The organism is Mesorhizobium sp. M0848, assembly GCF_040319805.1.
GTDB lineage: Bacteria > Pseudomonadota > Alphaproteobacteria > Rhizobiales > Rhizobiaceae > Mesorhizobium.
Map to the genome: position 1 here is coordinate 181,290 of NZ_JAMYOM010000003.1, position 26,113 is coordinate 207,402.

Annotated in this window: 26 protein-coding genes, 1 tRNA gene and 1 pseudogene; 19 read left to right on the forward strand and 9 right to left on the reverse strand. The window is 61.4% G+C overall.

What is annotated here, in order from left to right; genetic code table 11:
- Nucleotides 1–155: 155 nt before the first annotated feature.
- Nucleotides 156–246, reverse strand: a tRNA-Ser gene (locus NKH95_RS04550).
- A 448-nt stretch (nucleotides 247–694) separates the two neighbouring features.
- On the opposite strand from NKH95_RS04550, the gene NKH95_RS04555 reads away from it, so the two are divergent.
- Both NKH95_RS04555 and NKH95_RS04560 read left to right on the forward strand, forming a co-directional pair.
- The gene (locus NKH95_RS04555) at nucleotides 695–1,798 is read left to right on the forward strand and encodes a porin (RefSeq protein ID WP_128363099.1); all 1,104 of its coding nucleotides are present in this window, start codon (nucleotides 695–697) and stop codon (nucleotides 1,796–1,798) included.
- A 238-nt stretch (nucleotides 1,799–2,036) separates the two neighbouring features.
- On the forward strand, nucleotides 2,037–3,131 hold the full coding sequence (locus NKH95_RS04560) for a tyrosine-type recombinase/integrase (protein WP_352441276.1): 1,095 nt from the start codon (nucleotides 2,037–2,039) through the stop codon (nucleotides 3,129–3,131).
- 59 nt (nucleotides 3,132–3,190) lie between these two features.
- Here NKH95_RS04560 and NKH95_RS04565 read toward each other — a convergent pair whose 3' ends face one another.
- Entirely contained in the window at nucleotides 3,191–4,090 is a 900-nt protein-coding gene (locus NKH95_RS04565; protein ID WP_352441275.1) for an alpha/beta fold hydrolase, read from the reverse strand.
- Nucleotides 4,091–4,366: 276 nt separating this feature from the next.
- Nucleotides 4,367–6,418 carry a lytic transglycosylase domain-containing protein gene (locus NKH95_RS04570; RefSeq protein WP_352891134.1) on the reverse strand — a complete coding sequence of 684 codons (2,052 nt, stop codon included), beginning with the start codon at nucleotides 6,416–6,418 and terminating at the stop codon, nucleotides 4,367–4,369.
- A gap of 245 nt (nucleotides 6,419–6,663) precedes the next feature.
- On the opposite strand from NKH95_RS04570, the gene dapA reads away from it, so the two are divergent.
- The 3 genes from dapA to NKH95_RS04585 are packed head-to-tail and all read left to right on the forward strand — an operon-like array spanning nucleotide 6,664 to nucleotide 8,773.
- Nucleotides 6,664–7,545, forward strand: coding sequence for a 4-hydroxy-tetrahydrodipicolinate synthase (dapA, locus tag NKH95_RS04575; protein WP_352775982.1), 882 nt, complete (start codon nucleotides 6,664–6,666; stop codon nucleotides 7,543–7,545).
- A 25-nt stretch (nucleotides 7,546–7,570) separates the two neighbouring features.
- Nucleotides 7,571–8,050, forward strand: coding sequence for an SsrA-binding protein SmpB (smpB, locus tag NKH95_RS04580; RefSeq protein WP_013532594.1), 480 nt, complete (start codon nucleotides 7,571–7,573; stop codon nucleotides 8,048–8,050).
- Nucleotides 8,051–8,065: 15 nt separating this feature from the next.
- On the forward strand, nucleotides 8,066–8,773 hold the full coding sequence (locus NKH95_RS04585) for a glycoside hydrolase family 25 protein (protein ID WP_352891135.1): 708 nt from the start codon (nucleotides 8,066–8,068) through the stop codon (nucleotides 8,771–8,773).
- Between the two features lie 55 nt (nucleotides 8,774–8,828).
- Here the strand turns inward: NKH95_RS04585 and NKH95_RS04590 are convergent, their stop codons facing one another.
- The 4 genes from NKH95_RS04590 to NKH95_RS04605 are packed head-to-tail and all read right to left on the reverse strand — an operon-like array spanning nucleotide 8,829 to nucleotide 10,743.
- The gene (locus NKH95_RS04590; RefSeq protein WP_023812859.1) at nucleotides 8,829–9,134 is read right to left on the reverse strand and encodes an addiction module antidote protein; all 306 of its coding nucleotides are present in this window, start codon (nucleotides 9,132–9,134) and stop codon (nucleotides 8,829–8,831) included.
- Nucleotides 9,109–9,435: a type II toxin-antitoxin system RelE/ParE family toxin gene (locus NKH95_RS04595; RefSeq protein ID WP_352891136.1), complete on the reverse strand. Its 327-nt coding sequence runs from the start codon at nucleotides 9,433–9,435 to the stop codon at nucleotides 9,109–9,111. Before NKH95_RS04595 ends, NKH95_RS04590 begins: the two co-directional genes overlap by 26 nt.
- 58 nt (nucleotides 9,436–9,493) lie before the next feature.
- A complete protein-coding gene (locus NKH95_RS04600; RefSeq protein WP_128303033.1) occupies nucleotides 9,494–10,150 on the reverse strand; it encodes a uracil-DNA glycosylase in 657 nt (218 codons plus the stop codon).
- Nucleotides 10,151–10,161: 11 nt separating this feature from the next.
- Complete coding sequence (locus tag NKH95_RS04605) at nucleotides 10,162–10,743, reverse strand: LabA-like NYN domain-containing protein (protein WP_023812862.1); 582 nt, start codon at nucleotides 10,741–10,743, stop codon at nucleotides 10,162–10,164.
- A 324-nt stretch (nucleotides 10,744–11,067) separates the two neighbouring features.
- Here NKH95_RS04605 and rpoZ point away from each other — a divergent pair, with 324 nt between their 5' ends.
- The 14 genes and pseudogenes from rpoZ to NKH95_RS04675 all read left to right on the forward strand — a co-directional run bounded on the left by rpoZ (nucleotide 11,068) and on the right by NKH95_RS04675 (nucleotide 25,246).
- Nucleotides 11,068–11,469: a DNA-directed RNA polymerase subunit omega gene (gene rpoZ, locus NKH95_RS04610; protein WP_023812863.1), complete on the forward strand. Its 402-nt coding sequence runs from the start codon at nucleotides 11,068–11,070 to the stop codon at nucleotides 11,467–11,469.
- Nucleotides 11,470–11,597: 128 nt separating this feature from the next.
- Nucleotides 11,598–13,826 (forward strand): RelA/SpoT family protein, encoded by a 2,229-nt coding sequence (locus NKH95_RS04615; RefSeq protein ID WP_023812864.1) that lies wholly within the window; start codon nucleotides 11,598–11,600, stop codon nucleotides 13,824–13,826.
- A 50-nt stretch (nucleotides 13,827–13,876) separates the two neighbouring features.
- Nucleotides 13,877–14,455 carry an orotate phosphoribosyltransferase gene (gene pyrE / locus NKH95_RS04620; protein WP_127289373.1) on the forward strand — a complete coding sequence of 193 codons (579 nt, stop codon included), beginning with the start codon at nucleotides 13,877–13,879 and terminating at the stop codon, nucleotides 14,453–14,455.
- 70 nt (nucleotides 14,456–14,525) lie between these two features.
- Nucleotides 14,526–14,906, forward strand: coding sequence for a VOC family protein (locus tag NKH95_RS04625; protein WP_352891143.1), 381 nt, complete (start codon nucleotides 14,526–14,528; stop codon nucleotides 14,904–14,906).
- Nucleotides 14,907–15,161: 255 nt separating this feature from the next.
- The gene (locus NKH95_RS04630) at nucleotides 15,162–15,761 is read left to right on the forward strand and encodes a DUF2062 domain-containing protein (protein WP_128303036.1); all 600 of its coding nucleotides are present in this window, start codon (nucleotides 15,162–15,164) and stop codon (nucleotides 15,759–15,761) included.
- A complete protein-coding gene (gene acpS / locus NKH95_RS04635; protein ID WP_023812868.1) occupies nucleotides 15,758–16,171 on the forward strand; it encodes a holo-ACP synthase in 414 nt (137 codons plus the stop codon). The genes NKH95_RS04630 and acpS overlap by 4 nt, the downstream gene beginning before the upstream one ends.
- A gap of 78 nt (nucleotides 16,172–16,249) precedes the next feature.
- Nucleotides 16,250–16,999, forward strand: a complete 750-nt coding sequence (gene lepB / locus NKH95_RS04640) for a signal peptidase I (RefSeq protein WP_013532585.1) — start codon at nucleotides 16,250–16,252, stop codon at nucleotides 16,997–16,999.
- Nucleotides 16,999–17,751 carry a ribonuclease III gene (gene rnc / locus NKH95_RS04645; RefSeq protein ID WP_352868564.1) on the forward strand — a complete coding sequence of 251 codons (753 nt, stop codon included), beginning with the start codon at nucleotides 16,999–17,001 and terminating at the stop codon, nucleotides 17,749–17,751. The genes lepB and rnc overlap by 1 nt, the downstream gene beginning before the upstream one ends.
- Nucleotides 17,748–18,674: a GTPase Era gene (era, locus tag NKH95_RS04650; RefSeq protein ID WP_128303038.1), complete on the forward strand. Its 927-nt coding sequence runs from the start codon at nucleotides 17,748–17,750 to the stop codon at nucleotides 18,672–18,674. Before rnc ends, era begins: the two co-directional genes overlap by 4 nt.
- 190 nt (nucleotides 18,675–18,864) lie before the next feature.
- Nucleotides 18,865–18,999, forward strand: coding sequence for a hypothetical protein (locus NKH95_RS04655; RefSeq protein ID WP_281040470.1), 135 nt, complete (start codon nucleotides 18,865–18,867; stop codon nucleotides 18,997–18,999).
- 809 nt (nucleotides 19,000–19,808) lie between these two features.
- Nucleotides 19,809–20,966 carry a porin gene (locus NKH95_RS04660; RefSeq protein ID WP_023812874.1) on the forward strand — a complete coding sequence of 386 codons (1,158 nt, stop codon included), beginning with the start codon at nucleotides 19,809–19,811 and terminating at the stop codon, nucleotides 20,964–20,966.
- Nucleotides 20,967–21,098: 132 nt separating this feature from the next.
- Nucleotides 21,099–21,875: a DNA repair protein RecO gene (gene recO, locus NKH95_RS04665; RefSeq protein ID WP_352677450.1), complete on the forward strand. Its 777-nt coding sequence runs from the start codon at nucleotides 21,099–21,101 to the stop codon at nucleotides 21,873–21,875.
- Nucleotides 21,872–22,390, forward strand: a complete 519-nt coding sequence (locus tag NKH95_RS04670; RefSeq protein WP_027162667.1) for a PaaI family thioesterase — start codon at nucleotides 21,872–21,874, stop codon at nucleotides 22,388–22,390. Before recO ends, NKH95_RS04670 begins: the two co-directional genes overlap by 4 nt.
- A gap of 112 nt (nucleotides 22,391–22,502) precedes the next feature.
- A pseudogene (locus NKH95_RS04675) lies at nucleotides 22,503–25,246 on the forward strand (DUF2339 domain-containing protein).
- 50 nt (nucleotides 25,247–25,296) lie between these two features.
- Here NKH95_RS04675 and NKH95_RS04680 read toward each other — a convergent pair.
- Nucleotides 25,297–25,692: a hypothetical protein gene (locus tag NKH95_RS04680; RefSeq protein ID WP_352609808.1), complete on the reverse strand. Its 396-nt coding sequence runs from the start codon at nucleotides 25,690–25,692 to the stop codon at nucleotides 25,297–25,299.
- Nucleotides 25,685–25,936, reverse strand: a complete 252-nt coding sequence (locus NKH95_RS04685; protein ID WP_023812878.1) for a type II toxin-antitoxin system Phd/YefM family antitoxin — start codon at nucleotides 25,934–25,936, stop codon at nucleotides 25,685–25,687. Before NKH95_RS04685 ends, NKH95_RS04680 begins: the two co-directional genes overlap by 8 nt.
- Nucleotides 25,937–26,113: the final 177 nt, after the last annotated feature.

The window sequence follows — 26,113 nt, forward strand, 5'->3', positions numbered from 1 at the left end:
AGAAGGTATCCGGCTTGGCCGAAGGGCAGCTGCCAACCCTGTTTTTGCAAGAAATTCAGGCGCTTGAGCCCTCCTTCGCTACGGCTTCGGAGGGCATCCTGTTTCGCGCGGGGAGGTCGGGACTTGTCCTGCGAAGCGCGCAGCGCGAAGCAGGATGGCGGAGAGGATGGGATTCGAACCCACGAGAAGCTTTTGACCTCTACTCCCTTAGCAGGGGAGCGCCTTCGACCACTCGGCCACCTCTCCGTTGGGCCGCTGGATAAAGAAAAGCGCCGGCACAATCAACAAGCCCGCATCATTATATGCAAAATAAGAAGGCGCCGAACCGCGACCTTCCATAGATGTGGCGGTTCTGCGGTTGTTTCTGGCCAGCGACTCGGGAACTCGCCATGATTCCGTCGGTCCATCGCCGGATTCGGCGACGAGCAAGGGGTTGCGGTGGCCTGATGGTTAACGAGAGCTTTCTGAGTGAGGCCAAATCGTGTCATTTGTGCAACAACGCCGGGGGATAGCAGCCAGGCAGCCCTTTCACCGGTACGATCGTGGTTGAACGCCGCCGTCTCATGAGTAATGTCGATTTTGAAGGAGCGGCGCGGTGCGCATCTTTTTCGGTAGTGGGGATGGGGCAGGGAACGCTGTCCTTCAGCAAAGAATACCCAGACCCGTTTTTTAACTTTTGACTGGAGGTCAGAAAATGAACATCAAGAGCCTTCTCCTCGGCTCCGCTGCGGCCCTGATCGCAGTTTCCGGTGCGCGCGCCGCCGACGCCGTCGTCGTCGCCGAGCCGGAACCCGCTGAATACGTCAAGATTTGCGACGTCTACGGCGCTGGCTACTTCTACATCCCCGGCACCGAAACCTGCCTGCGCATCGGCGGCTATGTCCGTTATGACATCGGCGCTGGTGACATTGGTTCGTTTAATGGTGCTCGTGCTATCGACCGGATGGATGGTGACGTCCAGGATACCTGGAGAAAAAATGCACGCTTCGCGCTGAAGACCTGGACCGGCCAGGAGACCGAACTCGGCACCTTGAAGACCTACACCGAGACCCGTATCAATTTCGGCAACACGAATTTTAGCGACGAAGCCTTCAATAAGGGCATTTCGCTTAATTTCGCCTGGATCCAGCTCGGTGGCCTGCGCGTCGGTAAGGACGAATCGGCGTTCGATACGTTTACCGGTTATGCTGGCAACGTCATCCAGGATACGCTCGTTCCTTATGGTGGCTTCGACACGAACGTGATTCAGTACTACTTCGACGCTGGGAACGGCTTCTCGGCTGTGGTCTCGCTCGAAGAAGGCTATGGCGACTACACGATCGACAGCTACGTCCCTCATGTCGTTGGCGGCGTGAAGTGGACGCAGGGTTGGGGTGGCATCAGCGGCGTCATTGCTTATGACAGCAATTACGAAGAAGTTTCTGGAAAGGTTCGTTTGGATGTGAACGCCACGAATGAACTTTCGCTGTTTATCATGGGTGGCTACGGCACTGATGATAATATCAACGACTTCGGCGGTGGTCGCTCCATGTACAAGCTGTGGAGCGGTAGCTGGGCCGTATGGGGCGGTGGCACCTACAAGTTCAACGAGAAGACCTCGTTCAATGCTCAGCTGTCTTATGACGATGGCAAGAACTTCGGCGCCGCGGCTAACATTGCCTACGATATCGTCCCGGGTCTGACGATCACGGCGGAAGTCGACTACCTCCATGTTGGTGATGACACCGTCTCCAACTGGACTGGCGCCGACAAAGAAAACAACATCGGCGGTATCCTCCGCTTCCAGCGCTCGTTCTAAGGGCTGGTTCCTTACAGGTGAAATCCAGCCCGGGCGCACAACGCCCGGGCTGTTTTTGTTTTCGCGACTGGATCAAGGCAAACGGAAGGATGGGGGTAACGGTAGCTGAATGAATCCGTGGGGTGATTTCGTGGGATCTGCTGATGGGCGGATGAAATCACAACTGCGTGATTAAAATCTCTTGAAAGGACGCTTCCAAGCGGGTAGGGCTGACCTATCCCACTCGGGGGTGTGGCAAATGATGACGAACGAAGCGATTCAAGAGGGTGAGTCCTCTGATCATTTTTCGATGTTTTCTTCTCAAAGTCCGAAGATTCGATATACCTACAACAAGATTAGAGAAGTAAAGTCGCATCGGGTCGGAGATCTTTTTTCAGCATATCGGGACATATTATGGGATGATGGGCGGCATAAGTATAATGTCAGCTCGTTCATCGGCGAAATAGACGAGATCCTCCTTGGGGAGCGTTTCAGCGCCTTTGACCAAAGTACCCTGGACAACCTTATCGGCACCTTGCGCCAGCGCGGCAACAGCAACGCAACCATCAATCGAAAGATGGCTGCCCTCAGCAAACTGCTGCGCAAGGCTCACAAGATGGGGGATATCCACAGCCTGCCCGAGTTCCGCCGCCAGAAGGAGCGGGCGGGTCGGATTCGCTTCCTCGAAAGGGACGAAGAGGCGCGGCTGTTCGCCGCCATCAAGAGCCGCAGCGAGGATGCCTACAGGCTTTCCGTCTTCCTGGTCGACACCGGATGCCGTCTCGGCGAGGCGCTTGGGCTGATCTGGAACGATATCCAGGAGCATCGCGTCAGTTTCTGGATCACCAAATCCGGCCGCAGCCGCACCATCCCGATGACCGAGCGGGTCAAGGAGGTCATCAAGCTGCCTCCCACTGAGGGTCGCCGGCCCAAAGGACCGTTCACCAAGCTCAGCCAGGCACAGTTTCGTGCCATCTGGAACGACGCGAAGGCCGAAGTCGGTCTCGGCGCCGACGATCAGGTGGTGCCGCACATACTGCGCCATACCTGCGCCTCGCGTCTTGTCCAGGGCGGCATCGACATCCGGCGCGTGCAGATGTGGCTCGGCCATCAGACGTTGTCGATGACCATGCGCTACGCGCATCTGGCCACCAACGATCTCGATGGCTGTGTCATCGTGCTGGAAACGCCTCGATCGACTCAGCCGGGCGGCAATCGCGCTGAAGGCTCCATGTTTTCTTCGCCCGTGACGACGCCTTCGTCGCCGACGGCAGGGCGAAAAAAGAGGGATGAGGCAGCCGCCGCCGCAAAAGAGTCGCCGAAAGCGGCTCGGAAAAATTCAAAAGCCAAGTAGGCTGAAGAATCCTGTCTATACTATTGTAGCTATCCCGTGACCTTGTTTGGTCATGGGATTTACTTCGAGATATTCCTGCGTTCGGCTTGGTCGAGAAAAGCGGCTATGTCGCCCGGCAGGCTGCCGGTCTCCAGGAATGGCGCATGGCCCTGGCCCTCGACAGTGATCGTCTCCATCATGGAATGTCGCTCTCTCATCTGGTTGAGCGTGTCCATGGACAGCAATCTCGAATTGGCACCACGTATGGCGAGCAACGGGATGGCGGCCAACGCCTCGAATTGAGGCCATAGATCAGGCAGCTTCTGCGTCAGATCGAGGCTCGCCACGGTATCCACCAACTTCGGATCGAAATCCGGCACCAGCCCACCATCCGTTTCGCGGTAGAGAGCCCAGACCATGCGATCCCAATCGGCGCCGGCAAGGGCGGGGAAGTCTTCGCCATGCACGCTGCGCTGGGCGGCCGCCGCCTGCGTGCGGGTTTTCGGTCCCGGGTCGCGCTCGAGATAAGACTGGATATGGGCAAGCCCGGCCGTCTCGATCACCGGTCCGATGTCGTTGAAAACAATGGCTTTCAGGACGGATGGCCGCATCATCCCGAGCACATGGATGATCAGCCCGCCGCGCGAGGTGCCGATGAAGGCCGCTTCTCCGATGTTCAGCGCCGTCAGCCCGGCCAGGAGGTCGCCGGCCTCCACGCCGACATTGTAATTTTTGACGTCGGGATCATAGGTTGACTGCCCGCGCCCACGGTAGTCGAAGGCGACGACCTTTCGCGGAGTTGCCGCATCCGTCGACAGATAGAGCGCCAGCTCGTGAAAATCCCTGGCATTGCGGGTCAGGCCAGGCAGGCAGACAACCGGCCAGGATCCGGTATTGGCCTCACCATAGATGCGCGCATGAAGGCGTAGCCCATCGGGTGCGCTGAAGAAGAAGTCGGAAAAGCCTTTGGTGCTCGACATCTGGATTCTCTCCCGCCATGCCTCAGCCGACTGCTACAGGCGAGCGCGGGGATGGTCAAATAGAGGGCGGGGCGCTGAAGCTGCCGATCTCCCCCCTTGCGGGGGAGATGGCCGGCAGGCCAGAGGGGGGTGTGAAGGATTGCCAACCTTGGCCCATTACTGGGAATGAGCCATTGAACTGATAGGCCGAGGGACAGCACCCCCCCCTCTGCCTTGCCAGGCATCTCCCCCGCAAGGGGGAGATCTCCAGCTTCGACGAAGTCGCCTCTTGAGCCGTCAACCCCGCCCGTTCACCAGATCCCCGACAATGTCGTATTTGCCCGAAATACGCATCTTGTAGACCTCGTAATTCTCCATCACGCGCTGAACGTAACTTCTGGTTTCCGTGTAGGGAATTCGCTCGATCCAGTCGACGACCGCGTCGATGTCCTTGCCGCGTGGGTCGCCATACCTGGCCACCCACTGGCTGGCCCGGTTGGGGCCGGCATTGTAGCCGGCGAAGGTCAGCACGTAGGAGCCGTTGAAGCGGTCGAGCTGTTCGCCGAGGAAGGCCGAACCAAGCGTCGCGTTATAGCCGGCATCAGTGGTCAGCCGTGTTTGTGAAAACTGCAGCCCGGCCTTCTTCGCCAGTTGCCTTGCGGTTCCCGGCATCAGCTGCAGCAGCCCGCGCGCGCCGGCGCTCGACACGGCGCCGATGTTGAATTCGCTTTCCTGGCGGGCGATCGCATAGGCCAGCGCCTTGCCCGAGCCGGAAATGTCGGCCGAATCGGGAATGACGCCGAGCGGATGCGACAATGCGCCGACATCGATGCCGCGCGCCCCGGCGATCTTGCCGATTTTCAGCGCCATGAAATGGTTCCCTTGCTTTTCGGCAAGGACAGCCAGCAGCGCCAGTTCTCCCGGACTGGTCAACTGCCCGGCAAGGTCGCGATAGAGCGTCTCGGCATAGCGGTCGTAGCCCGCCTCCTGCAGCCGCTTGATGGCGCTGACGGCCTCGCGGCCGGCAAAATTCTGCCGGTCGGCTGCACTTGGCGAGGGATAGACGATGTTCAGCGCCTGCCGCCCCACGCGTTCGGCGGCAAGCTGGCCGTAGAATGTCGTGCCATAGGCAGCGGCGCGCGCAAAATAGTCCTTGGCATTGCCCGGACCGCCGACTTCCGCGGCACGGCCGAGCCAGTAATAGGCGCGCGACAGCGTCATCGGCCCCTGGGCGAGGTCCGCGATGTGAGCGAAATGACTGGCCGCGGTTTTTGGGTCGTTCAGGCCGCGCAGCGCGTACCAGCCAGCATGGAATTCGGCGTCCGCCGCATTGGTGGCACTTTCGGCGGCGTGTGTGGCGACGATCTTGTACGCGGTCTTCATGTCGCCCTGGTCTACCAGTTCGCGCGACAGCACCCGGCGCTCGACCCACCAGGCATCCGGATCGACCAGAGCTTCGCGATCGGTCGGCGCCTGCATCACAATGGCCGCGGCGCCGGCAAAATCCTCCTGCTTGCGCAGATATTCGGCCTGCGCGAAGAAGTAGCCGGCCGAACGTTGCATTGCCGGCACGGCCTTCAGCAGCTTGGGCGCGTTCTTGTCGCCTTTGTCGGCCGCCGCCCATGCATCGGCGAGCTGCTGGGCACCGGCAAGGCCGGCGACACGCAGGGCGGAATTCGCACGGTCGGCATAGAACATGCGCTCCATGCGAAAGCGGTGGTCGGCGGCCGGGATCAGGCTACCGAATTCCTTGATCAGCGCCGCCTCGTCCTTGGCCTCCAGGATCGCGGTGCGCCAGAAGGGCGACAGCACCGAACGTGCCGCCTTGATATTGCCTGACGCCACATAGGCGCGGGCAAGAACCATCACGCCTTCGAATGTCTGCGGCTGGCCGCCGTCGAATGCCGCAATGACGGCATCGGGGGCAGGGTTCTCGCGATAGAGTGCGCGTTCGCTGTTTTTGCGCAGGGTGACGGTGCCCGGCCAATTGGGCAGCATCTTGGCCGCAGCAGTGATATCGCCGCTCGGAATCTTGTCGCCGCCATAAAGCGCGATCGCCCAGGCAAGGATATGCTGGTCGAGCGACTGAGCGGGAAGGCCATCGCGCACACCACGAGCGCGGGGACTATCGCCCGCCGCCAACGCATCCAGCCCGCTTTTCAAGGGGGCGACGTCGGGCAAGGGCGGCTGTGGGATCCTGCCCTGCAGGTCAGGCAGCGCAATTGCCGCGCCTGGCATCGGAATGGCTGAGGTGACCCGTACGTCCACGCTACCACTGATCGCCATGCCCGGCATCAGCGCGAGCGTGGCGCCAAGCAGCGCGAGAATGTGAGGCCGACCGCCCGGCATGATCCTTAAATCTTCCTTGTCCTGGCATTCCACAAGCAGGCGGAGATGCCTCGAAGCCTAAACTTAGGTCGTGAAGAGCTCGTAAACAAAGAGTTATCGAGGCCGTTCGAATTGCGCTTGCTGGCACCATGGCAATGCTTGCCGTGCAACCATGTCGAGACTATGGTGCGCCGCTTCGCTTTCGGCTAGAAGGCGCGCACAACAAAACACCGACACAAAATAGAAGTGCCAAGGAGTTGGACGATATGCTGAGAGGCTCGCTTACTGCGCTCGTGACACCGTTCGAAAAGAGCGGGCGTTTCGACGAGAAAGCCTTTCGCGCATTCGTCGAATGGCAACTCGGCGAGGGCACGACTGGACTGGTGCCGGTCGGCACCACCGGCGAGTCGCCGACGCTGTCGCATGACGAGCACCGCCAGGTCGTCAAGGTGTGTATCGAGGTGGCCAAGGGCCGCGTTCCGGTCGTCGCCGGCGCCGGCTCCAACAACACCGAGGAAGCGGTCGGCCTCGTGCAGTATGCCGAGAAGGCCGGTGCGGATGCTGCACTCGTTGTCACGCCCTATTACAACAGGCCGACACAACGCGGCCTGTACGAGCACTTCGCGGCGGTCGCCAGGGCGACCAAGCTGCCGATCATCATCTACAACATCCCGCCGCGCTCGGTGATCGACATGATGCCGGAGACGATGGGGCGGCTTGCGCACGACTTCAAGAACATTGTCGGCGTCAAGGATGCCACCGGCAAGGTCGAACGGGTCTCCGAGCAGCGCGCCACGTGCGGCATGGATTTTATCCAGCTTTCGGGCGAGGATGCTTCGGCGCTTGGATTCAACGCGCATGGCGGCGTCGGCTGCATCTCGGTGACCTCGAATGTCGCGCCGCGGCTGTGCGCGGAATTTCAGGAGGCGACGCTGTCCGGCGACAGCGCCAAGGCACTGGAATTGCAAGATCGTCTGCTGCCGCTGCACAAGGCGATCTTTATCGAACCTGGCGTTTCCGGGGCGAAATATGCGCTGTCGAAGCTGGGCAAGGTCGAAAATGTGCTGCGTTCGCCGCTAATGACGGTCGAACATTCGACCGCCGACAAGATCGATGCGGCGATGAAGCACGCCGGCTTGATTAATTAGGGATGAGGCGCCACCTCTCCGCATCATGAATCAAGTCAGAAAAGCCGATCCCAACAACAAGACCGTTTCGGAAAACCGCAAGGCGCGGTTTTCCTATGAGGTGCTCGACACGGTCGAGGCCGGTCTGGTGCTGACCGGCACCGAGGTCAAGTCGCTGCGCCAGGGCCAAGCCAACATCCAAGACAGCTATGCCTCGGTCGAAGGCGGCGAGATCTGGCTGATCAACTCTTATCTGCCGGAATATCTGCAGGCCAACCGCTTCAACCATGAGCCGCGCCGGCGCCGCAAGCTGCTGCTCAACAAGCGCGAGATGGCGAAACTGTCGCAGAGTGTCGACCGCGAAGGCATGACGCTGGTGCCGCTGAAAATCTATTTCAACGACCAGGGTCGCGCCAAGCTGTTGCTCGCCGTCGGCCGCGGCAAGAAACTGCACGACAAGCGCGAATCCGAGAAGCAGCGCGACTGGTCGCGCGAGAAGGGCCGGCTCTTAAAAGAGCGTGGGTAGGCTGGGGCCATTCGCTTGACGAACCGGATTGTTCTTTTCGGTCTAGCGAGCCTGGTCTCGGTGTGCCTCATCACGGCAGGCGGCTATCTCTACTTCCGCACATTCTCGCCGGATCGCGATAAATATCCGGTCAGGGGCATCGACGTCTCCCATCATCAGGGCCAGATTGATTGGCGGCGCGTAGCCGCCGACGATGTCGCCTTTGCCGTCATCAAGGCGACCGAAGGCGGCGATCATGTCGATGATGCTTTCGCACGGAATTTGGAAGGGGCCCGGGCCGCCGGTCTCGCCGTCGGCGCCTATCACTTTTTCACCTTTTGCCGGCCGGGTGCGGACCAGGCGAAGAATTTCATCTCGGTGGTGCCGCACGATCAGCCCCTGCTGCCACCCGTGGTCGATATCGAATTCGGCGGCAACTGCCCGCAGCGGCCGACGCCCGAACAATTGAACGCCGAACTGGCCGCGTTCCTCGCTCCAGTCGAGGCGGCGTTCGGCAAGCCGGCGGTGGTCTATCTGACCGACGACGCAGCGGAAGCGTATGCAGCGCGGATTGCTGCCCGTCCGCTCTGGCTCCGCTCATTGCTCCTGGAGCCGGATCGCGACGACTGGGTCTACTGGCAGTACCACAACAGGGGTCGCGTCGACGGCATCAACGGCGATGTCGACCTGAATGTGCTGCAGGGTGGGCCGGAGAAATTGGCCGAGCTGTTCGCTGCACCTTGATCAGACGAATTCCGCTGGCGAGATGGAGAACCAAATGTCGGCGCGCTGATTCGTGTTACGCAGCGTTCCGTCCTGCCTGCGCGCTCACGAAGGTCAGTTTCAGACCAAGCGCCTCGGCCACTTTCATGATCGTTGCGAATTCGGGATTCCCTTCGCCGCTCAGGGCCTTGTAGAGAGCCTGTCGCGTCATACCGGCTTTCTCGGCAAGTCTCGTCATGTTCTGCGCACGCGCAATGACGCCAAGCGCATGAGCAATCTCCGCTGCGGTGCCATCTTCGCACGTCGCTGCCAGATATGCTTCGATTGCCTCTGGAGTGTCGAGATATTCGGCCCCGTCAAAGGCTGTGACTTTCATTGCCATATTGCCTTGTCCTTCCATTCCTTGGCGAGTTTTTTGCGGCTGCGATGTCTCTGCTTTGCGTTCCTTTGTCGCCACCGCAAAGGAGCAGCACGCACAAGTTGCCTGCTTGGAGGAAATAGATGCGATAGCCAGGACCATCGTCGATCCGCATTTCGCTTATGCCCTCGCCAACGGGCTTGACGTCTCCCGGATTGCCTACAGTCAGTCGGTCGATGCGCCGAACAATGCGGGCTTTTGCTTGCGCGTCGCGGAGGTCTTCGAGCCAGCGTTTGAATGTATCGGTTTCGAAAACCTGCATCATGGTAACTGTAAACCATGGTTGACTATTGTCAAGGGGAGAAGCTGATTGCTTATCGTGCCTACTTGCCCAAGAACGCCGCTATCTGGCTGAAAACGCTGACGAACATTGCCTCGGTCAGCACGCCGGTATTGGTGTTGTAGCGTGAGCAGTGATAGCTCGAAAACAGCGTGACGCCACCGGCCGGCAGCTGCCCGCCATGCTTGAACGGGTAGGCGGCGACGCGCCCACCCAGTGCCCGCACGGTCGACTGGTGCGCGATCGATCCCAGTGCCAGCACGGCGCGCAAATTGGGGAACCGCGCGATCGTCGGCACCAGGAATGTCCGACAGGTGGCAATCTCTGCGCCCACCGGCTTGTTCTCCGGCGGCACGCAGCGCACCGCGTTGGTGATCGCGGTGCCGACAAGCTCCAATCCGTCGTCGGGTCTGGCCTTGAATTCGCCGCGTGCAAAACCGTGCGAAATCAGCGTCGAGTAGAGCAGGTCGCCGGCATAGTCGCCGGTGAACGGGCGGCCCGTTCGGTTGGCACCGCGAAGGCCGGGCGCCAGCCCGACGATCAGCAGTTGGACCGTCGCGTCACCTTCGGGAGGCAAAAAAGTCGGCACCGGCGCATTGAACCAGGACGGCTCGCGCTGCCGCCATTCGGCGATGAAGTCATGCAGCCGCGGGCAGAGCGGGCAATCGCGGCCGGGTTCGGAGGCGGAAAGGGCGGTCAAGGCGACTGGCCTCAGTAATCGTCCTCGTCGACTTCGGCCGGCTCGGGCCGCCGCACCGACCGCTCGGAGGGATCACGGCCGACCTCGTTCTTCAATGTCATCAGGTCGATGAAATGGTCGGCCTGGCGGCGCAGGTCGTCGGAGATCATCGGCGGCTGCGAGGCCATGGTCGAGACGATCGACACCTTGCGGCCACGCCGCTGCAACGCCTCGACCAGCGTGCGGAAGTCGCCGTCGCCGGAAAAGATGACGTAGTGGTCGACGACATCGGCGAGCTGCAGCGCATCGACCGCAAGCTCGATGTCCATATTGCCCTTGATCTTGCGGCGACCGGTCGAGTCGGTGAACTCCTTGGCCGGCTTGGTGACCACCTTGAAGCCATTATAGTCGAGCCAGTCGATCAACGGACGGATCGAGGAGTATTCCTGATCCTCGACCAGCGCCGTGTAATAATAGGCGCGCAACAGATAGCCGCGCTTCTGAAAGCTCGACAGGAGCTTGCGATAGTCGATGTCGAAGCCGAGTGCACGCGACGTCGCGTAAAGATTGGCGCCGTCGATGAATAGGGCGATTTTTTCACGAGGGTCGAACATGGAAAATATTCCTTCTCGAAATAAACGGCCGTCTAAACGAAATGCGATAGCGTTCGGTCAGGCTCATAATAAACCGGCTGACCTCCATGCCATCCGAAATAGCGCCAGTTTCGCGGCAATCCAAGGGTGCGTGCTGTACTGCAAGCAATTGTGATCGGGACACCGAACACATAACCACAGACAGGTTTTGCCAAATCGGGTGTTTGAACCAAGGTTTGGGCGCCATGCAGCCCGGCCATTGCCATGATGCTTGTATTTTGGCGGCGTTCGGGTTATGGACCGCGCCTGTTTTCCATCAAATCCATCGCATGAAAGGGGCAATCCATGGCCCGCGTAACCGTTGAAGATTGCATCGACAAGGTCGACAACCGCTTCGAGCTGGTGCTCTTGGCCGGCCACCGCGCCCGCCAGATCAGCCAGGGCGCGCCGATCACCGTGCCGCGTGACAACGACAAGAACCCGGTCGTGGCGCTGCGCGAGATCGCCGATGAGACGCTTTCGCCCGACGACCTCAAGGAAGATCTGATCCATTCGCTGCAGAAGCATGTCGAGGTCGACGAGCCCGAAGCCGACGGCGAGGCGATTGCCGATCAGACCGGCGCCGCCGTTGCGGCCACCGACGCCGATGACACCGAGGAGAACGTCACCTTCGACCGGATGACCGAGGAAGACCTCCTGGCCGGCATCGAGGGCCTGGTGCCGCCGGAAAAGAGCGACGACTACTAAGCCAGCGCTCTGGACCTGCCTGGAATACGTTTCCGGCACTTCCGTCCAGTCAGTTTCGTGGCTATCTATGGGATGCGCCGTACGCTAGTGCGGCGCATCAATCATTTCAGCACCGCGAGATCCCGCCCATGATGCGTCAGTATGAGCTTGTCGAGCGCGTCCAGCGCTACAAGCCTGACGTCAACGAGGCGTTGCTCAACAAGGCCTATGTCTATGCCATGCAGAAGCATGGCCACCAGAAGCGCGCTTCCGGCGACCCGTATTTCTCGCACCCGCTCGAAGTCGCCGCCATCCTCACCGAGATGCATATGGACGAGGCGACGATCGCGGTCGCCCTGCTGCACGACACGATCGAGGACACGACCGCCACACGGGCCGAGATCGACGATCTGTTCGGCCCCGAAATGGGCAAGCTGGTCGAGGGCCTGACCAAGCTGAAGAAGCTCGATCTCGTCTCGAAGAAGGCCGAGCAGGCGGAAAACCTGAGAAAGCTTCTGCTGGCGATTTCGGAAGATGTCCGCGTGCTGCTGGTCAAGCTCGCCGACCGTTTGCACAATATGCGCACCCTCGACCACATGCCGGAGGCCAAGCGCCTGCGCATCGCCGAGGAGACGATGGATATCTATGCGCCGCTGGCCGGCCGCATGGGCATGCAAGGCATGCGCGAGGAGCTGGAGGAGATCGCCTTCCGCTTCATCAATCCGGAGGCCTATCGCGCCGTCACCGCACGGCTTGCCGAAATCTTCGAGCGCAACAAGGGCGTGCTGACGGACATCGAAAAAGCGCTGTCCACGCTGTTCGAGAAGCATGCGATCAACGCCGGCGTGAAGAGCCGGCAGAAGAAGCCGTGGTCGGTGTTCCGCAAGATGGAGGCCAAGGCACTGTCCTTCGAGCAGCTCTCGGATATTTTCGGCTTCCGCGTCGTCGTCGACACGGTCGAGGACTGTTACCGGGCGCTTGGCGCCATCCACACCGCGTGGTCGATGGTGCCGGGCCGCTTCAAGGACTACATCTCGACGCCGAAGCAGAACGATTATCGGTCGATCCACACCACCATCGTCGGCCCGTCGCGCCAGCGTGTCGAGCTGCAGATCCGCACCCGAGAGATGAACAAGATCGCCGAATACGGCGTCGCCGCGCATTCGATCTACAAGGACACAGGCGGCAAGACGAATGGCGCCGCCCACGCGATTTCAAAGGAAACCAACGCCTACGCCTGGCTGCGGCGCACCATCGAGCAGCTTGCCGAAGGCGACAATCCCGAGGATTTCCTCGAAAATACCAAGCTGGAACTGTTTCAGGACCAGGTGTTCTGCTTCACCCCGAAAGGCATGCTGATTGCGCTGCCGCGCGGCGCGACACCGATCGACTTCGCCTACGCGGTGCACACCGATGTCGGTGACACCTGCGTCGGTGCCAAGGTCAACGGCCGCATCATGCCGCTGATGACGGAACTGAAGAACGGCGATGAGGTCGAGATCATCCGCTCCAAGGCGCAGGTGCCGCCGGCGGCCTGGGAATCGGTCGTCGTCACCGGCAAGGCGCGCTCGGCCATCCGCCGTGCCACCAAGAACGCCATCCGCAAGCAATATTCGGGTCTCGGCATCCGCATCCTGGAGCGCGCCTTCGAGCGTGCCGGCAAGACCTTCACCAAGGAGAGCCTGAAGCAGGTGCTGCACAGGCTGGCGCGCAAGGACATCGAGGATGTGCTGGCCTCCGTCGGGCGCGGCGAGCTCGCCTCCACCGACGTCATGAAGGCGGTATTCCCCGACTACAAGGATGAGCGCGTCACCACGGCCGTCCCCAAGCCGCGCGAGGAGGGCTGGTCGAAAATCCGCAATGCCGCCGGCATGCTGTTCCAGATTCCGGGTCGTGCCGCGCGCAAGGACAAGGACCAGCCACGCGATGGCGCCGTGCCGATCCGCGGCGTGCGCGGCGATCTGCCGGTGCGCTTCGCGCCGGAAGGGGCGGTGCCTGGCGATCGCATCGTCGGCATCGTCCAGCCGGGCACCGGCATCACCATCTATCCGATCCAGTCGCCGGCGCTGCAGGCGTTCGACGATCAGCCCGAACGCTGGATCGACGTGCGCTGGGACATCGACGAGCGCACCAAGGAACGCTTTCCGGCGCGCGTATCGGTCACCGCCATCAACGCGCCGGGGTCACTCGCCGATATAGCGCAGGTGGTTGCCTCGAACGACGCCAACATCCATACACTGTCGATGGTGCGCACTGCTCCCGACTTCACCGAAATGCTGATCGATCTCGAAGTCTGGGATCTCAAGCACCTCAACCGGCTGCTGTCGCAGCTCAAGGACAATTCGAGCGTCAGCGACGCAAGACGCGTCAATGGCTAGACCATGCTCCGGTTTCGGACAAAGTCATGGTCAATCAAAAAGAGGCAGACATGAACACCGATGAAGTGCTGGGCATTTTCCGCGAGGCGGGTGCTGTTCTGGAAGGGCATTTCATTTTGACCTCGGGCCTGCGCAGTCCGGTCTTCCTGCAGAAGGCGCGCGTGTTCATGCATGCCGACAAGACCGAGCTTCTGTGCAAGGCGTTGGCCGAGAAGATACGCGCTGGCGTGCCAGGCAAGATCGACTATGTCGTAGGCCCGGCGATCGGAGGGCTGATCCCGGCCTATGAGACCTCGCGTCATCTGCGCGTGCCGGCGATCTGGGTCGAGCGGGAAGGCGGCAAGTTCCGCTTGCGCCGCTTCGAGATCGCCAGGGGCTCGCGTGTCGTCATCGTCGAGGACATCGTCACCACTGGCCTGTCGATCCGTGAGACCATCGAGTGCCTGCGCGATCTTGGCGCCGAGGTGGTGGCCGCGGCCTGCATCATTGATCGTTCGGCTGGCAAGACCGATGTCGGTGTGCCGCTCATCGCGCTTGCCGAGTATGAGGTCCCGGCCTATCCGGCCGACCGGCTGCCGCCGGAGCTTGCCGCCATCCCGGCGATCAAGCCCGGCAGCCGCAACATCTGACGGGGCATTTTTTTCGCCCAACAGTGTGCGGCGGTTTTGGGGAAAGCGACATGCGTGAGACAGATTGGAAATGATCGCCGGCATCGATCATTTCGTGCTGACGGTCGCTTCGCTGGAAGTGACCTGTGAGTTTTACCAGCGCGTGCTGGGTTTTGAGCGCATCGACGCGGCGGATCGGCCGACGGCGCTGGCTTTCGGTACCCATAAGATCAATGTGCATGAGGTCGGCCGCACCTTCGAGCCCAAGGCGAAGTCGCCGACATCAGGATCAGGTGATTTCTGCCTGATCACCGACCGGCCACTGGATGAGGTCCGTGCCCGGCTCGCGGCCAATGGTGTGGCGGTGGAACTCGGCCCGGTCGAACGTGTCGGGGCTAGAGGTCCTATGATGTCGGTCTATTTCCGTGACCCAGACGGCAATCTGTTCGAGGTCAGCGAATACCTGCGGTAGCCGCCGGCGGCGATGCGCCTTTCGGCGATGCGACTGCCGGTTCCCTAAATTCGCCGCGATTATCCAATGTTCGAAGCAAGACCTGCCGCCCCGAAGGGCGGCGACAAGCGCGGCGCATAGAAGGTGTTTGGTTGTTCTTGCGCCAGCGCGTCGTTATATAAGGTGGCGATTGCCATAGGGTGATCGTCAAGCGCAAGATGTGGCTGCCACGCCCGGCTGAAGGTGCCGTTGCGGGCGCTGTGGAACGGGAACAGAGTGCTTTTTCGACGCCGCAAGCCTGATGGCCTTTATGAGCGGGTGCGTACCTACCTTTGGCCGCGCCGCTCGTTTTCGCGCTCGCTTCAGTATTTTTCCAAGCGCATCCTGCGGCTGAAGGCCACACCGCATGCGGTTGCGGCCGGTGTTGCGGCCGGTGTCTTCGCTTCATTCTTTCCCGTCGGTTTCCATTTCATCATCGCTGCCCTCCTGTGCTGGGTGATCGCCGGCAATCTGGTGGCGGCCGCTCTCGGCGCGGTTTTTTTCGGCAACCCGCTGACCTTCCCGTTGCTATGGGGCGCGTCGTGGGAAACGGGCAAGCTCATCCTGCATGACCGCCTGCCGACGCATGGGCCGCCGGCACATCTGGGCGAGATGCTGCATAATCTCTCCTTCGCGCAATTGTGGAAACCGGTCCTCGAACCGATGCTGATCGGCGCGGTTCCGCTCGGGCTCGCCTTCGGGCTGCTGTTCTACGCCATCACGCGCTGGGGCATGAACGCTTTCCGCGAACAGCGGCGCAAGCGTCTGGCCGAGCGTGCAAGCCGGCATGCGCAATCGTCCCATCCCGGCGCAAGCATCGGTTCCACCGCGCGATGATCATCGGCATCGGCAGCGACCTGATCGACATCAGACGCATCGAAAAGTCGCTGGAGCGTCACGGCCAGCGCTTCATCCAGAGAATCTACACCGAGATCGAACAGGCCCGCTCCGAAAACCGGCGGGCGCGTGCTGCCTCCTATGCCAAGCGTTTCGCTGCCAAGGAGGCCTGCGCCAAGGCGCTGGGCACCGGTCTGGCGCAGGGCGTGTTCTGGCGCGACATGGGTGTCGTCAACCTGCCCAGTGGCGCGCCGACCATGGCGCTGACGGGAGGAGCGCAGGCCAGGCTGGACAAAATCCTGCCAAAGGGCCACCGGGCGGCGATCCACCTCACCATCACGGATGATTTCCCGCTCGCTCAAGCCTTTGTGATCATCGAGGCGCTGCCCGTCGAAGAAGCGCCACATTGATTGCCTCTGACGACCGGCATTGACGTTGCCCAGCGCGCGCCGAGACTCTATACCATCCAACGCACAATCGAGGACGACATGAGCGTGGCTGAAAAATCCGAGAAGAAATCCGGCGGGCTTGGCGAGACCGTCAGCGTCATCGTCCAGGCGCTTTTGCTCGCCCTGGTCATCCGCACGCTGCTGTTCCAGCCTTTTTCGATCCCGTCGGGATCGATGCGGCCGACGCTTTTGGAAGGCGACTATCTGTTCGTCACCAAATGGTCCTACGGCTATTCGCGCTACTCGCTGCCTTTCGGACCCGATATTTTTTCAGGCCGCATCTGGGGCTCCGAGCCGAAGCGCGGCGACGTAGCGGTTTTCAAGTTCCCGCCTGATCCGTCCGTCGACTACATCAAGCGCGTTGTCGGCCTGCCGGGTGACAAGATCCAGGTCAAGGACGGCCAGCTTTTCATCAACGGCGTCGGCGTGCCGCGCGTGAAAACAGGCCAGATCGACAATCCCGACATCACCGAGGAATCGCGCCCGATCGATGTGTATCGTGAGACCTTGCCCAACGGCGTCAGCTACGACACGCTCGACCTGAATTCGAACTCGATCGGCGACAACACCCGCGAATTCGACGTGCCGCCCGGCCACTATTTCATGATGGGCGACAACCGGGACAATTCCGCCGACAGCCGTTTCACCGTCGGCTACGTTCCCGCGGAAAATCTGGTTGGCCGCGCCAATCTTGTTTTCTTCTCGATCGCCGGCAAGGCGAGCCCTCTCGAAATCTGGAAATGGCCGTCGCTGATGCGCGCTTCGCGCCTGTTCCACTTCGTCAATTGATGGCTTTGAAGCGTCCGACAGGCGAAACTCTGGCCGGTTTGGTGAAGGCCAAGACCGGCCACGTCTTCAAGGATGTCCGTTTGCTCGAGACCGCCCTGACGCATTCCAGCGCGGTCAAGGCGGCCACCAACAACCAACGTCTTGAATTTCTTGGCGACCGCGTGCTCGGGCTTGTCGTCGCCGATATGCTTTTCGAGAAATTTCCTGATGCGCCGGAAGGTGAAATCGCCCCGCGCTTCAATGCGTTGGTCGATGCGCGGACATGCTCGGAAATCGGCATCGAAATGCAGCTCGAAGATCTGGTCCGCGCCGATTCTGCCTTGAAGATGCGGTCGCGTGGCTCGGGCGGAAACTATCTGGCGGATGCGGTAGAAGCCCTGATCGCGGCGGTTTACGTCGACGGTGGCATCGAGGCCGCGCGGCGGTTCGTCCTGCGCTACTGGGAACCGCGCTCGCATACGGTGATCGCAAAACCGCTCAATCCGAAATCCGATCTGCAGGAATGGATTGCCAAGGCCAGCGATGCGCGCCCCGAATATGTGATCGAGAAACGCGAAGGCCCGGACCACCAGCCCGTCTTCACCGTGTCCTTGCAGGTCCGCGGCTTTGCGCCGATAAGCGGTACTGGCGGCTCCCGCAGGGTGGCCGAAGAAGCGGCGGCTTCGGCATTTCTTTTGCGTGAAGGCGTATGGACCACCACATCGGCCCAAAAATCGGAGCGCGCGCGCTCAAGTGAAGGGAGTGGGGCATGACCGCCACCGAAGAGCCGGCAACGGAAGCTGCCCCCACGCATTCCGGTTTCGTTGCCCTGATCGGCGCGCCCAACGCCGGCAAGTCGACGCTGGTCAACCAATTGGTCGGCGCCAAGGTGTCGATCGTCACCCACAAGGTGCAGACGACCCGCGCCATCGTGCGCGGCATCGCCACGCATGACAATGCGCAGATCGTTTTCGTCGACACGCCCGGCATCTTCAAGCCGAAGCGGAGGCTCGACACGGCGATGGTGACCACCGCCTGGGGCGGGGCCAAGGACGCCGATATCGTGCTGCTTTTGATCGACGCCGAGCGCGGCATCAGGGGCGACGCCGACGCCATCCTCGAACGGCTGAAGGATGTGCGCCAGCCGATGGTGCTGATCCTCAACAAGGTCGACCGCGTCAAGCACGAAGCGCTGCTGGCTCTGTCGGCGGCAGCGAACGAAAGGGTGCCGTTCAAGCGCACCTTCATGGTTTCGGCGCTGACTGGTTCCGGCTGCAAGGACGTGCTCGATTACCTGGCCGAGGCTCTGCCGGTCGGTCCCTGGTACTATCCGGAAGACCAGATCTCGGACCTGCCGATGCGCCAGCTCGCGGCCGAGATCACCCGCGAAAAACTTTATCTCAGGCTGCATCAGGAACTGCCCTATTCCTCGCATATCGAGACCGAGAAATGGGAAGAGAAGCCGGACGGCTCGGTGCGCATCGACCAGACCATCTATGTCGAGCGGGACAGCCAGAAGAAGATCGTTCTCGGCCACAAGGGCGAGACCATCCGCGCCATCGGCCAGGCGGCGCGCATGGAGATAGCAGGCATCCTCGAACAGAAGGTGCACCTGTTCCTTTTCGTCAAGGTGCGCGAGAACTGGGGCGACGACCCCGAGCGCTACCGCGAAATGGGGCTCGAGTTTCCGCGCTAGACCGAAGGTCCGCGTAGCGACAGCGGCAAGCGGTTTTCGGAGAGTTCAAATAAATCGCTCCAGATCCATGGTCAGCAATCTGAACATCGACACGGCGCTTGTCAGCCGACTGGTCGCCACGCAGGAGTGATCTTGCGGTCAGGCCGGTCGAGATTGGCAGCTGAGGCTTCTATCTTGGCGACGAGATGAGGTGGAAAAGGGCGATCCCGCCTGTGATCTGGCAATTGCCTGGACGCTTTTCGAGGGCAAAAGCCGGGAAGCGTTCTGCGCCGGCCTTCCCGCCGACGAAGCGATGATGTGCAAAGCGCTGATCACGGTCGCCTGACACATCGGCACCAATCCCGTCGAGGTTGAAAAATCCTGGCACGTAGTCGATGAAGTGCTTGCCGATCACGCGCGGGCGTGAAGCGCCGAACGATAAGCCGCTCTAGCCAACCAGAACCCTGATCCTGTCGCCGGACCATCCGCCATCGCATGGCGTGACCAGGGACATTCTGGCCGAAGCGATGCTTTCCAGGACCTATGTATGCCAATCCGCCTATCGAGGCGGGCGATCACGTCGCCTGCGCCGCCAAGGTCGATTGAGAGGCGTTACGGAGGAATCGTTTTTCAACGGTTGGCTGCTGTCACAATCAGCGAAGCGACGGCGCTCCAGGGAATTTCGATCGTCTTGGAAGAGGCAGACAGGCTTGGAAGCGTCATCCCGCTTTTCGCCTCGGTGTCAGAGTGGGTTTGGCGATGTGCCTCATCTGACGATAGAGGGGGCGCAAGATTCAGGTCGATTTCGGCGGAATCAGGTAGATATTCCGCATTATGCGGTAATTTTAGGAATATATCACGTCAGAAGTGTATTTAGCCGCGAAAGTATCTGTATATATATTTAATATATGACGTTGTGCCAGTTGTTCCATTCGTCGTAATGGGAAGTGTTATTTGTGCAACACAGTATTAATCTGTTCAAGGAATTGGCATTATTCGAGAAATCGTCATTGAAGACAGATGATCGATGGGTATGTTCGCCGCTGAAAAGGGCGAGCGATGCGAGCCTTTTTCGCTGTGGGGGTGAGGCGGGAAAACATTGCCGCCAGCCACAAATCCGAAGCCATTTATAACTATGACTGGAGAGGTCAGAAAATGAACATCAAGAGCCTCCTTCTCGGCTCAGCCGCGGCCCTGATCGCGGCCAGCGGCGCGCGCGCCGCGGACGCTGTCGTCGTTGCCGAGCCGGAACCTGCCGAATACGTCAAGATTTGCGACGTCTATGGCGCCGGCTACTTCTACATCCCGGGCACCGAGACCTGCCTGCGCATCGGCGGCTATCTCCGCTACGACATGGGCGTCGGCGATTCCGGCACGTTCGATGGTGTCAACAACGTTGCCGATCACATGGACGGCGATAGGCACGACACTTATTACAAGAACATGCGCTTCACGCTGAGGACTTATACCGGCCAGGAAACCGAGCTCGGCACGTTGAAGACCTTCACCGAGACCCGGTTCCAGTTCGGCAACTCCTCTGGCGACTATGACGGAAGCTCAAGCACTGGCTGGCAAGCCGGCAATAACAAGGCAGATGGAACCAGCAAGACTTCGCTGAATTTCGCCTGGATCCAGCTCGGTGGCCTGCGGGTCGGCAAGGATGAAACGGTATACGACCAGTTCATCGGCTATGCCGGCAATGTCATCCAGGACACGCTCATCCCGTATGGTGTCAAGGATACCAACCTCATCAGCTACTACTTCGACGCAGGCAGCGGCTTCACGGGCGTGGTCTCGCTCGAAGAAGGCACCGCCGTCAACACGATCGACAGCTACGTTCCGCATGTTGTCGGCGGTTTGAAGTACAAGGGCGACTGGGGTGCGATCACCGGCGTCGTGGCCTATGACAGCAACTATGAGGAAGTGTCCGGCAAGGTCCGTCTGGACGTCAACGTCAGCAAGGAACTGACGCTGTTCGTCATGGGCGGCTACGGCACCAACGACAACATCAACGACTTCGGCACAGGCCGTACCCAATACAAGCCATGGGGCGGAAACTGGGCGATCTGGGGCGGCGGCACCTACAAGTTCAACGACAAGACCTCGTTCAACGCCCAGGTCTCCTATGACGACTGGAAGAACCTCGGCGTCGCGGCCAACGTTGCCTACACCATCGTCCCCGGTTACACGATCACGGCCGAAGTCGATTACCTCAATGCAGGAAAATTCGACGACTTCGATTTCAACAACTGGACCAAGGCCGACAAGAAGAGCAGCGTCGGCGGCATCGTTCGCTTCCAGCGCAATTTCTAACAGATCGACTGACCTCACCAGCCCGCCCGCAGCACATCGCTGCGGGCGGTTTTTTATGCCATTGGCATGAGAGTTACCCAGGGCCAAGCCGATACCTTGATTTCGCCACCCGATCGGTGAAAAGCTCCTGAAATGGAATGGCGCGACGAGGGAATCATTCTCGGCACCCGCAAGCATGGCGAAACCAGCGCCATTCTCGAGGTGTTGACGCGAGCGCATGGCCGTCATCTCGGCCTTGTTCGCGGCGGCCGTTCGCGCAAGCAGCAGCCTGTTCTCCAGCCCGGCAACCGTGTCGACCTGTTGTGGCGAGCGCGCCTTGACGAGCACCTCGGCACGTTCCAGGCCGAAGCGATCGAGATGAACGCGGCCCGGCTGATGGACAGCGCCGTCGCCGTCTACGGCTTGCAGACCATGGCCGCGCATCTGCGCCTGCTGCCCGAGCGCGATGCGCACGAAGGTCTTTACGAAACGCTTGCCGTAATGATCGTCCATCTCGACGATGCCGAAATTGCCGGCGAACTGGTGGCGCGCTTCGAGCTTCTGGTGCTGGACGAACTCGGCTTCGGCCTCGATCTCAGTCAATGTGCCGCCACCGGCACGCGACAGGACCTGGCCTATGTCTCGCCGAAGTCGGGACGCGCGGTATCGCGCGAAGCCGGTTTGCCTTGGCGCGACAAGATGCTGGCTCTGCCGGCTTTCCTGCAGCGCGGCTCCGGCCTGCGCGCCGATGCGGCAGCGGTCGAGGACGCCTTCCGGCTCACCGGCTTCTTCTTCAACCGCCATGTCTATGAGCCGCGCGGCTTCGAGCCGCCAGACGCTCGTACCGGCTTCCTCGCCGCCTTGCGCAAACATCACGCGCGCGGCAAGGCCATAGCTGGCGAGGACGCAGCCAGAGAAATCATCACATGAGCGAGGTCGAACTTTATCCTGGCCGGGTCTCACCGCTCGGCCTCGGCACCATTCCGCACGCCGACATCCTGAAATACACCGGTTTGGAATTGCTGCAGCGCATCGTCGACGGCAAGTATCCGGCGCCGCCGATTTCCTTTCAGCTGAATTTCACTCTCACCGAAGTCTCGGAAGGGCGCGCTGTCTTTCGTGGCATGCCGAGCGAGCGCCATCTCAATCCGCTGGGCAGCGTACATGGCGGCTGGGCGGCGACGCTGCTCGATTCGGCACTGGCCTGTGCCGTGCAGACGCTGCTCGAAAAGGGCGAGGCCTATACGACGGCGGAGTTCAAGGTGAATTTGACGCGGCCCATCACGCCGAAAACCGGCGAGGTGGTCTGCGAGGGCAGGGTTGTTCACAAGGGCCGCACGTTGGCGGTGTCGGAAGCGACGTTGAAGGATGCCGGCGGCAAGCTGCTGGCTTTCGGCACCGAAACATGCTCGATCTTTCCGGCCGCCAATCTGGCGGCGCGTTGACTGGCGGCGCGTTGAGTTTTCCGAGCTTGGATTTTCTGGCCGCTTGGCCGCCGCATTTGAATGTCAGTACGACGAATGTCAGTGAAAACTGGCCTGGTTTGGGGGAACCGCCATGTTTGAAAGCCTGATCGGCCTTGTCGCCATCATCGCCTTGTTCGTCATCATTTCGCGCCAGCAGAGCCGCATCGGCCTTGTCGAGCGTGAACTAGGCGCGCTGCGCAGCCTGGTCCTTTCCGGTGCCGTGCTGCCTGCGGCCCAGTCGTCCGAACAGGTGGACGACAACGCGCCCGCCGACATGGCTCCGGACGCAGCGGCTGCGACCGATATCGTTCCGCCGGAGGTAAGCGCAGCGGTCACCGCCCCGGCGCCAGCCACGGACACGGAAGACTCGACCGGCGAGATCGTCTCCGGGCCGTGGACCGCTCTAGAACCTGCACCGAAGGCGGTGGATACCGCGGAGCTTCCCGGAGCGGCGAAAGCCGCCCGCCAATCCGATGTCGAAACCGCGCTCGGCACCCGCTGGGCGGTCTGGGTCGGAGGCATCGCACTGGCGCTGGGCGGCCTGTTCCTGATCCGCTACACCATCGAAGCCGGCATTTTCGGTCCCGGCGTGCGGCTGACCATGGCGGCGTGCTCGGCCTTGTGCTGGTCGCCGGCGGCGAGTTCATCCGGCGCACCGGCTTCAAAGTACCGGTGCAAGGCGCTGCCGGCGCCTATATCCCGGCGATCCTGACCGCGGCCGGTGCCTTCATCCTGTTCGGCACCGTCTATGCCGCGCATGGCATTTACGGCTTCATCGGCCCGGCACTTGCTTTCATGCTGCTTGGCGTCATCGGGGTGGCGACGATCGCGGCAGCCCTTGTCCATGGCCAGGCGCTGGCCGGCATCGGCCTTGTCGGCGCCATGGTGACGCCGGTGCTGGTCGCCTCGCAGGCACCCAGTCCCTGGGCGCTGTTCGGCTATCTCGCGATCGTGCTCGCAGCGACCGGCGTCATCGCCCGCATGCGCGACTGGAAATTACTGATCGCGGCCGCCTTTTTCGGCACCGGTGTCTGGACCATCCTCTATATGACCGATGCGCCGGGGGCGAACCTCTCTGCCATCCTGTTCATCGACGCCGTCACGCTGGCCGTGCTCGCCCTTGTCTGGCTCGCTCGCCGTGACGGCGAACCCGGACCAGCCAGGGTTTTCGACTGGCCGTCCATCGTGCCCGGCCTGTTCGTCGCATTCTCGGCGCTGGGCCTGTCGGTCGACCCGGCCTTCGCTGCCGCCGGCTATGCCTTGCCGGGCGCCGTGGTGATCGCCGCGATGGTGGTCGTCGCGCTTTATCGGCCCCTGGCGCTGCCGCTCGTCTATGCCGCGGGACTGGTCACGGTGCTGATCTATCTCGGCATCATCCCGCCAACCTCGATCGCTTCCGAATTTTCGGGCGGTGCCCTGGGCGTCGACGGACTGCCGGTGGCCACGTCCAACGCGCTGACCTTGCGCATCGGCATCGTACTTGGCCTGGTTTTCATCGGCGCCGGCTTCTGGGCCGCACGCCGGTTCGCCGCCGGCACGCAGATCCGCGCGGCCTCATGGGCAGCGTGGGGCGTCATCGTCCCGCTGGTCGTCCTGCTGGCGCTCTGGTTCACTTTCGGCAATCTCGACCGTGACTTTGTCTACGCTGCCGCGGCGGCACTGCTGGTCGTCATTTTCGCCGCCGGTGGCGAGTGGATCGCGCGGGCCGAGGAGCCGCCGCTCAAGGGCGGTGTCGCGGTGTCGTTTGCCCTGGGCGGCGCGGCCATCGCCGGGCTCCTGCTCATGCATATGGCTTTCGATTCCGGCTGGACCACCATCCTGCTCGGTGCGGCGGCCATCGTGCCGGCGCTGGCCACGCGCCGGCGCGCCTATCCGGTGCTCGGCTGGATTTCGGTCGGCGCTGTGATCGCGGTGCTTGGCCGCGTCGCTTTCGACCCGACCATTGTCGGCGCCGGGTTCCTGTCGAGGACACCGGTCTTCAACTGGCTGTTGCCCGGCTACGGCGTGCCGGCGCTGGCCTTCGGCTTCGCCGCCTGGCAGCTCGCCCGCACCACGAATGGCCGGCCGCGCCTTGCCATGGAGGCGGCTGCGGCGCTGTTTGCGCTGCTCACGCTCGCCATGCTGGTGCGCCACGCCATGCACGGCGGCGTCATCGACACGGGTGCCATGACGCTCGCCGAACAGTCGATCTACACGCTGATCGCCATTGGCGCCGGCGCCATCCTGGTCGCCATCGACATGCGCTCGCCAAGCTCGGTGCTGCGCTATGGTTCGATGGCCGCCGGTGTGGCCTCGGTCGCCTTCATCGTTGTCAGGCATTTCGTCTTGCTGAACCCATTGTTCACCGACGAATCGACCGGCCGCATCCCGGTGTTCAACCTGTTGTTCCTCGCCTATCTCTTGCCAGCGGTCGCCGTTGGCGCGCTGGCGCTCTACACCAGGGACAAGCGGCCGAAATGGTATGCGCAGATGTTGGCTGTGGTGGCTGCCGCGCTTGCCTTCGCCTATGCCACGCTCTCGGTGAGGCGTCTGTTCAAGGGCGAGTTCATCGGCTTGTGGAGCGGCCTCGGCCAGCTGGAAACCTACACCTACTCGGCGCTTTGGCTGGTCATCGGTGTGGCGCTGCTCACCGCCGGCGTCTGGCTGAAGTCGCAGGTGCTGCGAATTGCCTCGGCCGCGCTGATCGCGATCGCCGTGCTGAAAGTCTTCATCTTCGACATGTCGGAGTTGGAGGGAGTGCTCAGGGCGCTGTCCTTCATCGGCCTCGGCGCGGTGCTGATCGGCATCGGACTGTTTTATCAGCGGCTGCTGACGCGGGCGGCGAAGGAGGGATGACACGCTTGCTTCCGTGAACAGTTCTTACCGGTTCATGGACCGCCTATTCGCTATTTTCGGATGGTGCCACGCACGCGGCGTTGTACGACTGCCTCTTTGATGAGGCCCGCGATCTTGCGGACAAACGCCGGGCTGAAGGAACCTATTGGCTTCGTCGTGACCAGATCATAAGCTTCGTCGACTTGTACGCGGTTGTACTCGTCTAGAATCAGCCACGACGGAAAATCGAGCCCACCTCTGCGGCACTCGATTTCGCTCACGGCAACATGCGTGTGGGACTGGTCGGGCTTTTGCGAAGTGAGCGGAAACAAGAAGAGTGCGGCAGGCGTTGCCGGCGTTCTAACCACAATGCAGACGGGCCGCGCCTTGCGGCCGGACTCCTCGCCGACATCAGCCTGCCGCGCCCATAGATAGTAGTATCGAAGCAAATCGCCGGGCTTAAGCATCCGGCTTGTCGCCGGTTGTGATGGCCTCCAATCCGGACATGAGTTCATCGTGGATCTCGTCCGGCGCGTCCTCAAGCGTGTAGGCTACGGCATGAGGCGAACTGACGAGCTGCCGGTATTGGGTGGCTGACAGGATGATCAGCTTCTCCTTGCCACGTTTCGTGAGAGCGACAGGCTCGATCATTGCCGTTTCGAGAATTTCGCCGGACGCCCGGTTCATGTCTGAAAAGGTGAACTGCTTCATCGGGTGGTCCTCATACGTATTTCACCTATTGTGCATATTTTACGTATCTAAGCAATCGATTTGCCGCTGCCTTCCGGTCGGGAATAAATCGGCACCAGCCAGCGTTATCTCATTGCTTGGGTGACCGGAGCGGCGGACCGCTTCGCGCTGGCCGCTTGCGCCGCGCCCGGAAGGCGC

Coding starts and splice junctions, on each gene's coding strand:
- NKH95_RS04555 (WP_128363099.1), top strand. CDS start 695: ATGAACATCAAGAGCCTTCTCCTCGGCTCCGCTGCGGCCCTGATCGCA.
- NKH95_RS04560 (WP_352441276.1), top strand. CDS start 2,037: ATGATGACGAACGAAGCGATTCAAGAGGGTGAGTCCTCTGATCATTTT.
- NKH95_RS04565 (WP_352441275.1), bottom strand. CDS start 4,090: ATGTCGAGCACCAAAGGCTTTTCCGACTTCTTCTTCAGCGCACCCGAT.
- NKH95_RS04570 (WP_352891134.1), bottom strand. CDS start 6,418: ATGCCGGGCGGTCGGCCTCACATTCTCGCGCTGCTTGGCGCCACGCTC.
- dapA (WP_352775982.1), top strand. CDS start 6,664: ATGCTGAGAGGCTCGCTTACTGCGCTCGTGACACCGTTCGAAAAGAGC.
- smpB (WP_013532594.1), top strand. CDS start 7,571: ATGAATCAAGTCAGAAAAGCCGATCCCAACAACAAGACCGTTTCGGAA.
- NKH95_RS04590 (WP_023812859.1), bottom strand. CDS start 9,134: ATGGCAATGAAAGTCACAGCCTTTGACGGGGCCGAATATCTCGACACT.
- NKH95_RS04595 (WP_352891136.1), bottom strand. CDS start 9,435: ATGATGCAGGTTTTCGAAACCGATACATTCAAACGCTGGCTCGAAGAC.
- NKH95_RS04605 (WP_023812862.1), bottom strand. CDS start 10,743: ATGTTCGACCCTCGTGAAAAAATCGCCCTATTCATCGACGGCGCCAAT.
- rpoZ (WP_023812863.1), top strand. CDS start 11,068: ATGGCCCGCGTAACCGTTGAAGATTGCATCGACAAGGTCGACAACCGC.
- NKH95_RS04615 (WP_023812864.1), top strand. CDS start 11,598: ATGATGCGTCAGTATGAGCTTGTCGAGCGCGTCCAGCGCTACAAGCCT.
- pyrE (WP_127289373.1), top strand. CDS start 13,877: ATGAACACCGATGAAGTGCTGGGCATTTTCCGCGAGGCGGGTGCTGTT.
- NKH95_RS04625 (WP_352891143.1), top strand. CDS start 14,526: ATGATCGCCGGCATCGATCATTTCGTGCTGACGGTCGCTTCGCTGGAA.
- acpS (WP_023812868.1), top strand. CDS start 15,758: ATGATCATCGGCATCGGCAGCGACCTGATCGACATCAGACGCATCGAA.
- lepB (WP_013532585.1), top strand. CDS start 16,250: ATGAGCGTGGCTGAAAAATCCGAGAAGAAATCCGGCGGGCTTGGCGAG.
- rnc (WP_352868564.1), top strand. CDS start 16,999: ATGGCTTTGAAGCGTCCGACAGGCGAAACTCTGGCCGGTTTGGTGAAG.
- era (WP_128303038.1), top strand. CDS start 17,748: ATGACCGCCACCGAAGAGCCGGCAACGGAAGCTGCCCCCACGCATTCC.
- NKH95_RS04660 (WP_023812874.1), top strand. CDS start 19,809: ATGAACATCAAGAGCCTCCTTCTCGGCTCAGCCGCGGCCCTGATCGCG.
- recO (WP_352677450.1), top strand. CDS start 21,099: ATGGAATGGCGCGACGAGGGAATCATTCTCGGCACCCGCAAGCATGGC.
- NKH95_RS04670 (WP_027162667.1), top strand. CDS start 21,872: ATGAGCGAGGTCGAACTTTATCCTGGCCGGGTCTCACCGCTCGGCCTC.
- NKH95_RS04680 (WP_352609808.1), bottom strand. CDS start 25,692: ATGCTTAAGCCCGGCGATTTGCTTCGATACTACTATCTATGGGCGCGG.
- NKH95_RS04685 (WP_023812878.1), bottom strand. CDS start 25,936: ATGAAGCAGTTCACCTTTTCAGACATGAACCGGGCGTCCGGCGAAATT.